6 protein-coding genes are annotated in these 13,004 nt (G+C 65.0%); 1 reads left to right on the top strand and 5 read right to left on the bottom strand.

Going from position 1 to position 13,004, the window contains the following annotated elements; translation table 11 throughout:
* Nucleotides 1-121 precede the first annotated feature (121 nt).
* The 5 genes from DB31_RS23590 to DB31_RS23570 all read right to left on the bottom strand — a co-directional run bounded on the left by DB31_RS23590 (nucleotide 122) and on the right by DB31_RS23570 (nucleotide 11,591).
* Nucleotides 122-3,289: a discoidin domain-containing protein gene (locus DB31_RS23590; RefSeq protein ID WP_044191394.1), complete on the bottom strand. Its 3,168-nt coding sequence runs from the start codon at nucleotides 3,287-3,289 to the stop codon at nucleotides 122-124.
* An 88-nt stretch (nucleotides 3,290-3,377) separates the two neighbouring features.
* Nucleotides 3,378-4,286 (bottom strand): RCC1 domain-containing protein, encoded by a 909-nt coding sequence (locus DB31_RS23585; protein ID WP_276203643.1) that lies wholly within the window; start codon nucleotides 4,284-4,286, stop codon nucleotides 3,378-3,380.
* Nucleotides 4,287-5,037: 751 nt separating this feature from the next.
* The gene (locus DB31_RS45100; protein ID WP_052420177.1) at nucleotides 5,038-7,734 is read right to left on the bottom strand and encodes a protein kinase domain-containing protein; all 2,697 of its coding nucleotides are present in this window, start codon (nucleotides 7,732-7,734) and stop codon (nucleotides 5,038-5,040) included.
* A 461-nt stretch (nucleotides 7,735-8,195) separates the two neighbouring features.
* Nucleotides 8,196-10,217: an AAA family ATPase gene (locus DB31_RS23575; protein ID WP_075306150.1), complete on the bottom strand. Its 2,022-nt coding sequence runs from the start codon at nucleotides 10,215-10,217 to the stop codon at nucleotides 8,196-8,198.
* Nucleotides 10,218-10,928: 711 nt separating this feature from the next.
* Nucleotides 10,929-11,591: a TMEM175 family protein gene (locus DB31_RS23570; protein WP_044191392.1), complete on the bottom strand. Its 663-nt coding sequence runs from the start codon at nucleotides 11,589-11,591 to the stop codon at nucleotides 10,929-10,931.
* 190 nt (nucleotides 11,592-11,781) lie between these two features.
* Between DB31_RS23570 and DB31_RS23565 the strand changes: the two genes are divergently transcribed.
* A complete protein-coding gene (locus DB31_RS23565) occupies nucleotides 11,782-12,624 on the top strand; it encodes an aldo/keto reductase (RefSeq protein WP_044191390.1) in 843 nt (280 codons plus the stop codon).
* Nucleotides 12,625-13,004 lie beyond the last annotated feature (380 nt).

The raw sequence follows: 13,004 nt of genomic DNA, 5'->3' as shown, positions 1-13,004 counted from the left end.
ACTGAGCACCAGCTCGGCGAAGCGGCCGGCCTGCGGTGGCAACACTACGATTCGAGCACGCCTCCAGCCCTCACCCTCAACCCGTTTCCTATTCGTCCTCTGCGCCCGCCGGTCCGCCGGGTCAGGGACCTCCCTTCCGGCGGGTGAGGACGATGACCGCCGGAGCGCGCGCGGCCTTGAGCTCAGCGCCGCTCCACTTCGCGCGCCGGCCGTCGACGAGCGCGTCGGAAGGGCCGAAGAGATCAGCGGGAATGACGAAACCGCCAGGTGGCCGGGCGGTGCCCTGGAGGCGAATGGTCAGCCGATCACCCTCCGCTTGCATGGAGAGGCTCAGCGCTCCCCACGGCGTACGGTAATTCTCGAGACGTACGCCGTCACCGCGCAGCCAGCTCTCTGGAACGCCAGCCGCGAGCACGAGCGCGCTGTCGTCGCGCCGCTCATACACGAAGAGGTCCAGCGCTGAGCGGATGTAGTCGGAGGCAACCCAGCCGTGCGGCATGTCGCCGATGAAGCGTGGCTCGCGCGGTTCGCGGCCGACGACCTCCGCCCACTGGTTCCAAGCGAGCGGGCGGCGATCGTTCATGAAGAAATCGAGGGCCTGTCTGGCCCGGTCGCGGCTCCCGAGGCGGACAAACGCGCCCACCACGCGCCATTCATAAGGCGTGTAATCCTTCCATGAGGTAGCGCCATCGCGGCGCGCCACGAAGTTCTGCCAGTAGCGATCGAACGTTCCTTCCAGGAGATCCGAGGGCAGCTGACGGCGGAGTCCGCCGGGCGAGAGCGCGATCGTCGTCGAGGTGGCGTCGAAGTCGCCCAGGTCGGCGGCACCGGCGATATAGGGAATCTTGAACCGGTCCGCGGTCAGACGAAGGGACTTCATCAGATCGGTGCGGAATTCATCGCGCTGAGCGGCAAGGCGCGTCCGTGTCATAGGATCGCCGAACGCCGCCGCGAGCATGACGGCGTCCTCGAAGCCTCGCAGCGTCCAGAAATCGTCCCAGTAGGAGTAGGCGGGCTTCGCTGAATAGCCTTCATGCGAGATGGAGGGCGGCATGAGCCCGTAGAGGTTGCGCCGCTCGGGCGTGGCGAGATGGGCCGGTGTGCGCTCGGAGAGGCGCTGCTGATTCATGTACTCCGCCGCCGCTGCCACCTTCGGCCAGACGGACTGAAGCAGGGCACGGTCGCCGGTGTAGCGCCAGACTTCCGCCGCGAGGTGGATGAACTCGCCGTGACTGTCATTCTCCGGAACGGGATCGGCTCCGCGCTTATCGACGCAGCAGGGGACCTTGCCGTTGGCGAACAGGTGCGTTGCGTACCAGCGCAGATAGGCCTTGGCTTCCTCCGCGTGACCCAGACGCAGGAGCGCCTCGGCGATCATCGCGCCGTCGCGGATCCAGGAGCGCGCATAGGACCGTGCTCCAGGACGCAGGATCGGCCCGTCCTGCATGATGAGCATGTGCGCGAGCGAGGTGCGCAGGGCGTTGGTCACCTCGCGCCCTTCGCCGGCTGCCTCAACCACGGCGCTGGAGAGCTCCTTCCGCCAGAAGGCGGCGACGCGTGCCTCCTCTTCATCGAGCCAGCTGTCGGGTGCCGCACTTGGCAGGGCCTGAGTGTTGCCCGTCAGCGGTGCGACAATGCCCAGGCGCTTCTCTCCGTCTGGCGGCAGGACGACATCGTAGGCAAGTACCCCAGAGGCAAGGCCCGTCTCGTCCTCGGCCGCGCGTTCGCCCGCGGCATCAGCCCTCATGAGGCGTTGAGGATAGGCGCCGCTGTCGAAGGTTGAGACGCTCGCCATGTCCGGGCGCTGGAGCGGGTAGATGCGGCGCAGGCCCGCGCTCATCACCGTGCCGTCCCACGACATCGTGCGGATCGGACTGATGCCGCCCGGCGTTGTCAGAAACTGCGTGGGAGGATTCACTTGCAGCGGACGGACAGCCAGGGCAAGACGCAGCGAGAGCGGTGCGCCGGTGAGGTTCTTCAGCGTGTAGCGGCCAACGAGACGTTCGTTTCCGCGCTCACCCGCCACGAAGGCGGCCACCGTCAGCTTCCAGGAGGGACGTGTCCACTCCACCGAAGGGATTGGCAGAGCGTTGTCCGCGAGGCGATGCGCGATTGCCGCGTCCGCCCAGGTTGTGAGGCGGCCCGCCTCAATGACGAAGGGTTCAATGGAAACGCCGCCGCGGCCGATCTCCAGTGCGCCGTCCTCGGACAAGAGCGCGCCGTCGCCGCCACTCTTGACGCCTATCAGCGTCCAGTAGGTCTGCTGACCGGCGAATCCTCGCGGATAGAGGCCGCGCGGCGCCCGGCGGGCCAGCTCCGTGAGGAAGGCGTTCGCATCGGCGCCAAACTGAAGCGGCTCGACGCGAATGTCCGCGAGCCCGAAGCCCTGCCCGGCGGGGTTCTGCATGCGGATCCGGATGAAACGGGCCTCCGACTCCGTCGCCATGATCGGGTCTTCGCCACCGTCTCCACCGTGCACGCGGCGCAGCAGGCGCCAGTGGAGCCCCTCGTCCGAGAGCTCGATGTCGTAATCGCGCGCGTGAGCGCCCGGCAGCCACAGGAGCGAGAGCCCACCGAATTCGCGCATGCGGCCGAGATCGAGCGTCAGTATCTGTGGATCGCGGGCCGGTGCAGGACTGCGCCATGCGGTCGCTGGATCGTTGTCGACGGCGAGTGGCGCAAGGCCGTTCGCAGTTGTGGCGCTCGCGGTGATCGGCGGCGGAGTTCCGGAATCAGCCGGGAGGTGCCGGAGCATGAGCTGGTCTATCTCTATCCATCCCGCGCCGCCGCCACTGCCCGCGCTGACCACGAACTCGAGCGTTGCGGTACAGCGCAGGGTCTTGTCCTCAAGGGGACCCCAGGCGAAGGAGATCTGGCGTCTCTTGATGCGCACTTCGCGCCACTCGCGGCTGAACTGGAAGTCGCGCCGGACATGCCACCAGACATTGTCGCCGCTGGCGTCTACCAGCTTGAACTCGAGATTGTTGGGTGCTGCCTCGCCGCGCACGAGGAAGGCGAGCTCGAAGTTGTCCGGCAGGCAGAGCGGAAGGTCCTGGCGAGCGAAGGCGTAGCCGGCGGATGGGCCTAGGTTGAAGGACAGCCGGAGCGCACCGCCCTGCGCACCCGGCACCGGCGCTTTCGAGACGGAGACGCCATCCGACGCCGCCACCCGCCAAGGCGTGAGGTCGTCGAAGGTGTCGAGCACCGGCGTCGCTCGCGGATCAGGCGCGGCCGCCGTCAGGAAGAGCGCCAGGGTGGCAACAAGAGGGGAGTTCGCGCGCCTCATCATGCCCGACCTTAGCCCGGACACGCGCAGAGAGGCGGCCGGGGGGCTCGACCAGCCAAGGGGCCCGAGGGCTGATCTGGCGTCCTGGGGTCTACGGGGGTGAGGTCTGCCCGGCGAAGTTGTTTCCCCAGCACTCCACCGTCCCGTCCTGCCTCAGGCCGCAGGTGTGGTAGCCGTCCGCGCTGACCTGCGTGAAGAGGCCTGCTGGAGCCGAGGACTGGCCGTCGTTGTTGGCTCCCCAGCACGCCACCGTCCCGTCCTGCCTCAGGCCGCAGGTGTGGTAGCCGCCCACGCTGACCTGGGTGAAGGTCCCCGTCGGTGGCGAACCCGGCGCATGCGCAAAGCCCCAGCACGCGAGCGTCCCGTTCGTCCTCACTCCACAGGTGCTTGCGTAGCCCGCACTGACCTGGGTGAAGGTCCCCACGGGAGGTGAGGCCTGGCGGGCGAAGTTGAGTCCCCAGCACGCGACGGTCCCGTTCGTCTTCACTCCACAGGTATGCTGCATGCCCGCGCTGACCTGCGTGAAGGTTCCCGCGGGCGGTGAGGACTCGCCGTAGGAGTTGAAGCCCCAGCACGCGAGCGTCCCGTCCGTCTTCACGCCGCACGTGTGGGAAGTGCCCGCGCTGACCTGCGTGAAGCTGCCGGTGGGCGGCGTGGCCTGGCCCCCGCTGTTGTTCCCCCAGCACGAGACGGCCCCGGCCGTATCCAACCCACAGGCATGGCTATTGCCCGCGCTGACCTGCGTGAAGCTGCCAGCTGGCGGCGACGACTGGCCGTAGGAGTCCTCCCCCCAGCACGCGAGCGTTCCGTCCGTCTTCACGCCGCAGGTGTTGTCATAACCCGCCTGAACCTCTGAGAAGAAGGTGGATGCAAAAGCTTGTCCTGGATCATCGCTCGCCCACCCAGTGAGCGCTCCTGCTGTCGAGAGGTTCCGCTCGCTGACGGGGGAGGGGGAGCCCTGTCCCAGGCCGCATCCCAGCAACGGCAGTGCACTCAACATCGCCAGAAACGACAATCCCTGGACTGTGCCAGGCACGGATTCGAACAAGCTCTTCGGACAGGCGGGATACATCTGCATGGGCTGTATCTCCTCTTCAGGTGACAATCAGGTTGTGAAGGATCAGAGCGGGACGCCGCCGACGCTGATTTCGTTCCCGTCGGGATCGCGATAACCGCTTCCGTGGGAGTGGCGACGAACGAGGGCGGTCCCCCGAACAGTCGCGAGTACCAGTCGCGCGCCGTGGCGAAGTCCGAGACGGCGATCCCGGCGTAGAGGTCGACTGGCATGCACCGACGCTACGTGCGTCGCGGCAGAGCCGCAACGCCTCGAACGGCGACGATGGTGGCGCTCGCGGTGACCTCTGGGCTTCGCAGGCGGTACACACTCCACTGCACGGTGCCTCGGAGGGAGAACAGAGGACTGCTTCGTCAGGCCCGTCAGGGAGAAAGCCTCCTCCGAGCTCTGTGCCTCCTGGCTCTCAGTAGAACGCTCATCCTTTGGAAGCGGCGGGAATCGAACCCGCCGCTTGGAACTTCTGGCGAGGGCGATCTCACACGGTCGAGCGTAGGTCCCGTAGGACTTCCAGCCGCAGCATTTTGACAGCGGGCCTGTCGGAGTTCCGTGGGTGCCACCCGTCCCGCGTACGGCCCTGGAACCCTGTCAGCCACCCTCCGCTGCCGCTCTATGCCCCTCCCTCGCACCTAACAGTGCCCCTGTCCCTCCTATGCGTCCCACACCCTCAACCGGCATCCTATTCGCCCGATGCGCTAAGGGCCGTGATGAACTCGCTTGCATCTTCATAGCGATCGCCCGGAACCATGCTGGTGGCGCGGTGCAGGACCGCCTTCAGCCCTTCAGCGCAGGGAAGTTGCTCGAGAAAGGGCTCGGGCCCCCTCAGGATCTGCAATGGCAGATCGGCTCCATGGAGCCCGAAGATGGCGGTCATGCCAAGGCCATAGACGTCGGCCCTCGGGTCTGCCTCCTGGGGACGCTCCAGGCACTCTGGTGCCGCGTACACGATGGTCCCCATCGCTCCACTCTTCGTCCCTCCTGTCGTATCGAGTGCACCCACGAGGTCGAAGTCCGTAAGGTGGGGTTGTCCATGGCTGTCCAAGAGGATGTTGGCGGGCTTGATATCGCGGTGGATGATCCCCTTTGAGTGAGCCAGCGCGAGTGCTTCTCCGACACGGAGGATGATGGGAATGATTCTGTCGGGCATGATGAGTCTTTCGAGCACTGCTTGACGAAGGTTTCCACCAGGCATGTATTCCATGACGAAGTACTGGTACCCACCGTCTTCGCCGTGTTGCTCGAGCACCTGAACCACTGCGGGGTGCTGGAGTTCCGCCATGCGTCGCGCCCCGCGGAAGAATCGCTCCCGTCGTTCCTCATCGCCGGCCAGGTTCGCATGCAGCACCTTGATGGCGATGATCCTCTGCGCCTGCTGATCGTGTGCTCTCCAGATGGTAGCGAAGCCTCCACTGCCTACGGACTCGATCAGCAGGTATCGGCCATCCCCTAGCGAATCACCCGCTCGAAGCCGGCCTCCTTCTCGGAGGTGACGGCGCAGAGCCAGAATCTCTTGATCAACCTGAGCCGTCCCAACCCCAGAGTCCTGGAGCCGCTTCTTCCGCTCCCGTGCGCCCTGAAGCTGAAGGCTCAAGAGGCGGGTCTGCTCATCGGGGTAGTGAGGAACGGGCACCGTCACCTGACCCGAGCGGGCAGGAATGGAAAGCCCATACGCCAGGAAATCCGCGAGGACCGTCGCTGCCGCACGTGAAGCGAAATCGTGGAAACGATCATCCTTGAATGGATCTCCAAAGTCCGAGATGCCCCGGATGACCAGCCAGGGGACATTGGCGCGGCGGCACGCAGCCACCAGCCCCGCAGCTTCCATTTCGCCCACCTCGACCTTGCCATGCTGCTCCTGCTTGACGGCTCGGAGCTTGGCTGGGTCTCTCAGCAGCTTCTCCCCGCTGGCAATCGTCGCGGCACGTACCTTGATGGTCGTGGCGACCAGGTTTAGAAACTCGTCCTCTCGGCCGGCCGGCGCAACAGGGAACTGTCCTCCGGCATCGCGGAATAGGGCCTCGAGTCTGGCGGGCTTGGGCCTGTAGGTGGTGACATCCTGACTCATTGAGTGGGGCAGCCTATCGATCTCGGGGCGTGGTTCCGTGTTCGATGAGCGCTCATCGCCCGACGACACGACAGCAGCAGGTTCATAGGCCACCACGCGTTCGGAGAGGACAACCTCCCCGATCTGGACTTTCTCCCGCATTCCCGCAGCAATGCCCAGCAGGAGCAGCGCTCGGGGTCGATGCTTCGCAATCACGCCATAGGCGGCGGCGGATGCATCGTAATTGCCGGCAGCACCGATGCACGTCACCACGAGTTCGTAGTCCCTCCCAGTGAGTTGCGAGCGCAGTGAACCGCGAAAGTACACAGTCCCGTGTGCATCCTTCTCTCTCTGAGAAGCAGAGATGCCCAAAGCGTCGAGCACGGCAAAGAGCTCGGGCTGGATGACCGTAAGGATGGCGACGTCCAGGCCGTTGGCTGGCGGGGGCTTCTCGCGGGAGAGGGGCTTGGATTGGGCCGAGGGCCGTGCGGGGTTGCGCTCTGCCACCGGTGGAGTGGGACGCAGCGCATCCTCACAAGCCCTGAGCGCATGTTCCGCTTCCGCTGCGCTCTGGAAGCGATCTTGGGGGCGCTCCTCACAAAACGTCCACAGCGTCTGGCGCACCACGTTCGGCACCGGCATGGCCGGGGGGAGAGGTCGCGCCCCCCAGCGGAGGGGCAGAGGAGGGGGCCGATCTCCGCTTAGCATCTCTTGGAAGATCATCCCTGCGGCGTACAGATCCGTCCGCTGGTCGCTCTGCCTGCCGGCAAGCAGCTCTGGCGCCATGTACAGTTGCGTGCCCTGTATCACCGAATGGATAGGCTCGCCGAACACCGTGGCGAGACTGAAGGCAAGCACCTTCACGAAGAGCTGGCCATCCTCCTCGCCGTCCTGGAGCACCCGGATATTTCTCGGCTTGAGGTTGCGGTGGATGATGCCCTGCGCATGCATGGTGCGCAGCAGCGAGACGAGCTGCCGCATCACCGCCACCGCCTGCCGTGGCGGCATCGGCCCCTGGTGCGCGATGTACTCGGCCAGATCGATGCCGTCCACGTACTCCATGACGATATACGGCGTGCCCTGCTCCTCCCCGAAGTCGATGACGTGCACCATCGCCGGGTGGTTGACCCCGCTGACGACCATGGCCTCCCGCTTGAAGCGCGCGAAGCTTTGCGGCGTGGTGAGCGCATCCGGCGAGAGCAACTTGACCGCCATGGCCTTATCGAGCCCGAGGTGGGTGGCTCGATAGACGGGGCCCATGCTGCCCATGCCGATCCTCTGATCGATGCGGTAGGTGCCCTTGAGAACCGTTTCACTCAGGATCTGCAACATGGGACCGGATACTACTCCTGTACGAATTTGCGTACCCTGCCAACCACGAAGTCGGGCTGCTGCGCAGGAGCTTCGCGCTAGACGTGTTCGCGTGCGGCAGGTGTGGAGGCAAGCGCCGGGTGCTGACGTATGTGACGGCTCCCGGTGGGGTGCGTGCCCTCTTGGAGCACCTAAGGTCTGCCCACGCTGCCTGGGAGGCTGGCCCCGGCGCGGGGGCCCCCAGAACTCGTGGTGTTGAGTCATCAGCTCATCAGCAGCAGTGGCCCATCGCTTGCCGCTTCCTCATGGGAGGGCGGCTTAAGCAGGCGTGTACCCTCTTAGGCTGCGCTGTGGGTGCACCGACGTGGCACTCGGCCCTCCGGCACTCGTCAGCAGCCCTCGGCTGCCTCTCTGCTCTCGCCCGTTCCCTTCAACACTGCCCCTATCCTTCTTATGCGCATTTTCTACCCAACAGGCGTTGATCAGAACAGCCCATTCACTGCCCGGAATAACGACTCGAACCGAGCCAGGGCATCCGCGTCGAGACTGGATGGAGGACTACTGACGAAGAGGGAGGCCACGGCGTAATGATTGAAGCCTCCACTGGGGCGGATATGTATTCTAGTGGTGGACAGATGTCGTTCAATCCGATCAAGAACCCGGTCCCCGGCCGGCAAGTCCGCTTCGGTGACCTTCGTGCTACCTAGTTGCTGGCTGAAAGCCCTATTGAAGTAATCGAGATACAGGCTCACCGGCAGGAGATCTTCGATGTCCGATGCTCGGCTGCTCTTTCCGATATTGGCGAGATCTCGGAATTGCGAAACGTCGAGCAAGGCCTTGGGGGCGATCATCTTCTGCTTCACAAGGTCCTCAAGTTTCTGCTCTGGCCTTCCCCGATAGTCGTGAAGGACCGCAAGCTTGAGCCCGTTTGCCCCAAGCAACGCAACGAAGGTGACCACCTTGTCGAGCCCACCTGTCGGTACGATAGTTACTTCCTCACGCAAACCAACTCGTCCTTGGGCCTCAAGGAGGGATGAGATCGCCTGCAGGTACAGCAGGTCGGAGGGCCCTTCCACCAATAGGTTTCGCTCCGAAATAAAGAGGTTCTGCGCTAGGGTCCAGCCTAATGCCGCCTGTAGTGGAAAGATGGTTCGCGGATCTGAGTTGCTCACATTATCGGAAAGCACAGTACCCACCTTTACGCGATCCTCGACGACACGGACTTGGTGAAGCCGGTCAGAGTGGACCATGAATGGAGAGTGCGTGGTGTAGAGTACTTGATGTTTCTCAGCCAATCTGTCGATGTACCGCAGGAAATCGGCTTGGGCGAGTGCGTGGAGATTCAGCCCGGGCTCATCCAGCAGCAGGATGAGGTCACGGTCCCCAGGGTCGCCAACAGCTAGTTGATGTTGCACGCTGTCAAACCACACCAGAAAGCTGAAGAACCAGGTGAAGCCCCTGCTCCGCTGGTGGAACGGTGTACTGACCCCGCGATGCCGCCGGTTCTTGATGCGCAGGTAGATGTTCGGCCCACTGTTGAAAGGCGGCTGTTCGTCCGGATCGAGCCGAATGTCGACTTCGACCTCTAGATCTTCGTTTTGTTTCCAGAACTCCAGTATTTCGTCGGTCAGCTTGATGGAGATGGCTTCAAGCCTAGCCTTGAGGGACTCATACCCGCCTCCAGGTCGCGTGAAGTCTTCTACGGAGATATCAGCCATCCTCAATAAGGCAAGTACCGCACGATGCTGAGGCTCCAGAGGTTTTTGTGAAGCTTTGGCCTGCTGAGCATTCTGGGGCGTCGTGATTGACTTCGCCTGTTCAACACGTCGTGCCAAGTCGGTAAGATTCAGCTTGCTCGGCAGGAGCTCGTACTCTCCGAAGAAGGCAAACTTTGGGAGGCGGGGTTGCAACCAATTCCAAGCTTCAGCTTGAGTCACGGATTCCCATTGCGTCTTGGTGATGCGCTGCTGGACCGAGGCGAGCCAGCCTTTGTCGTTGTCTGTAAGGCTGAGATGCTCGGTCGCTTTGGGGATACTTCTTACCGATGTGACTGCCGCTAGCGCTGCCCTCACATCCGAGCTGAGCCGGCTATCTTGGCGTAGATGATCCAGGACAGGCTTTTCGTCGATCCCCAGTTGGATCCGTAGTGTATTGTCATAATGCCGGAGCAGGGAAAATTCGAAGTCGGCGGGGAGATTCGTATGCAGGTCGCGGTTCAACTCGTCCAGTTCGCCCGCTGTAAGCTTGTAGGTAAGCTTCGTGACCTGGGCGGGCTTCGTCGTGTGTTGCCTGAGATAGGCCGACAAGTCCTTGCGAGGGTAATCCTCAACAGGGTCGAACACGGCAACACCGGCGGCATCGTCGGATTTATGAAGGGCCTGAAGGAACACGGTCTTACCCGCCTCGTTCATACCGACGAAGACGGTTACCTCTGGGTCGATCTTGACCGTCTGTGGTTGGTCGATTGACTTGAACGGCCCCACCTGCACCGAGACAAGCTGCACAATGCGCTCCTTTGAAATTCCTATCTCTGCGGGTCGGCCACTGTACCAGAAGCACGCGGCCCGGGCCTGAGTATCGCGCGTGTCCTGCTCGCCGTCAGGGCATGAGGGGCAGCTTAGGCGGGCAAGTTGCGGACGTTCACCGCTTTTGGAGGCTGCGGGAATCGAACCCGCATCAAGGCGGAAGCAAAACCCCAAGCAGGTCGCGCTGTTACCGGCTAACGCCTTGATCTCACAGTGGATCGCTCCTCCGCTCCGTCCCGTCTCGTCCCGTTCAATTCCCCGCTGGAGGGTCACACTGGGGGCACATGCGGCCCAACAGGGGCAATCTGCTTGGACGCAAGCGGCCTGAGTTCCCCGGTCTCCCAGGGCGCACGGCTTCGCGCGGGTGCGCTGCGAGAGTGGCAAGGACGAGTTTCTCGTCGCCCCTATGCTCCCGCCCAGGAGGGAGCATCCCCCATCGGTGCCGCCAGCCCTCCCTCAGCGGGATGGGCGCCCCCCCGCAGCCCACGCGAGCAGCGGTGCGAGGACGAGGAGGAGCGGGCCGAGGCGGGGGAGCTGGCGAAGAGAGAGCATGGCGAGAAGCCCCGGGCGGGGCCCCTGAAATCTGACATGGCTTTCCGGAGAGGGAAAATCGGTGCTGCACGTTCCCCGGGTGAGGTGGGACATGCCCGCTGAGGTTCCTCCACGGAGTGCGTCCACCTCCTCGAAGCGTCAGCGACGCCGACGCAACACGATGCCCAGCTCGTAGAGCCCGTGGCTGGTGATGGCGTAGAAGGTCGGCACGGCGAGGAAGAGCACCAGCGCGATGACCGGGGCGACGAGGTAGCCGAACGCCCCGGCGGCGGCGTAGAGGATGACCCCCAGCCACGCGCGGGTGGTCTCCTGGATGAAGAACTCCGCGGGGACTCCCTCGTCGAGCAGGGCCGGGTGGTGGCCGAGGTAGCGGAAGAACACCACCCAGGTGCCACACAGGAACGTGCCGACCAGCGAGTAGAGCGCCACGGCCGTCGGCTCGTCGGCCGGATCGCCTTCCCGCACCGCTTTCGACAGGACCCCGGTCGCGAACGGCAGCAGCGCGGTCGTGAAGAGGATTCCGAGGTTGGCCCAGTGCAGCCCCCGGTTCATCGAGCGGATGCGCAGGAAGGCGTGCTTGTGGTTGAGCCAGATGACCGCGATGTAGAGGTAGGACGTCACGTAGGCGAGATACGACGGCCACTGATGCAGCAGCCCGGCGAGCAGCTGGCCGGGCGGGACCTCGGGTGGACGCAGCTCGAGCACCAGCAGGGTGATGGTGATGGCGAAGACCGCGTCCGCGAAGCCCTCTGCACGGCGGGTGTCCGTGGTGCTGTACTGCTCGACCCGGGGGTTGCGCATCCTGCCCTCCTCACCGGCGGCCACGCCGGCGCCAGCGTCCGTCCCTTCCGCCTGAAGGTCCGTCCGGCCCGGCCCGGCGGCCAGAGCGGCTCTGCCTCGGGACCGGTGAGCCCTCGCTGGGTCGTGACGGCCTCCGCCTGCACGGAGGGAGCGGCGTGCCCAACCTTTGCGGGCAACGAGGAGGTACCGCATGAGGACGCACGCGTGGGGCCCCACCGGCTGGCAGGTGCCGGTGCTGGGCCAGGGCACCTGGTACCTGGACCAGGCCCACCGGGAGGAGGCCATCCGGGCGCTCCGCCGAGGGCTGGAGCTGGGGATGACCCACGTGGACACCGCGGAGATGTACGGCTCCGGCGCGGTGGAGGAGATGGTGGGGGAGGCCATCTCCGGCCGGCGCGACGAGGTCTTCCTCGTCTCCAAGGTGCTGCCCTCCAACGCGAGCTTCCGCGGCACCCTGGGCGCCTGTGAGCGCTCGCTGGAGCGCCTGGGCACGGACTGGCTGGACTGCTACCTGCTGCACTGGCGGGGGAAGTATCCCCTGGAGGAGACGTTCGGCGCCTTCGACCGGCTGGTGGACCAGGGGAAGATTCGCAGCTGGGGCGTGAGCAACTTCGACGTGGACGACCTCGAGGAGGCGCTCGGGTTCACGGGCGAGGGGCGCATCACCTGCAACCAGGTGCTCTACAACCTGGAGGAGCGCACCACCGAGTACCGCGTCCTCCCCTGGTGCGAGGACCACCGGGTGTCGATGGTCGCCTACAGCCCCCTCGGCCACGGCCAGTTCCCGTCTCCCTCGTCACCCAGGGGGCGCGCGCTGGTCCAGGTCGCGCGCAACCACGGGGCCACCCTCCGCCAGGTGGCGCTCGCCTTCGTCACCCGGCGCCCCTCGCTCTTCGCCATCCCCAAAGCCTCGCGCGTGGCGCACGTGGAGGAGAATGCGGGGGCCGCGGACCTGCGACTCACGCGGGAGGAGATTTCGCTCATCGACGAGGCCTTTGCCTCCGAGCCCAGGCCCGAGCTCCCGATGCTCTGACTGCACGTCCGAGGCCGGGGACGTTGCTCCCTCAAGCAGGGGCGGAGCCGGGGCTTACGGAGGAGAGCCCCGCCTTTGCCGCGAGGGTGGAGGAGCCTTTGGAAGGAGCGCACCCCCGGTTTGGACTGGGCCGGGCTGCAGAAAAGGACGTTCGCCCTGGATGTGTTGGCGTGCTTGAGGTGTGGAGGCAGGCTTCAGGGTGTTGGCGTACGAGAAGGGGGCCGGAGATCTGTGCGGGGGGCGGCCCGAGTCGATGAGGCGAAGGGCCGTCCCTCCCGCGACCGGAGCGGCGACGATGGCTGCCGTCCTGGCGAGCGCCACCGGCCCGAGCTGGAGCTGTCCGCCGCGCGCGCCCATGGGGCCGAGCTGGGATTGTGCGG

This window comes from Hyalangium minutum (assembly GCF_000737315.1).
Taxonomy (GTDB): Bacteria; Myxococcota; Myxococcia; order Myxococcales; family Myxococcaceae; genus Hyalangium; species Hyalangium minutum.
Note: the sequence above shows the minus strand (reverse complement) of the source record. Positions and strands in the feature narration are given on the sequence as shown.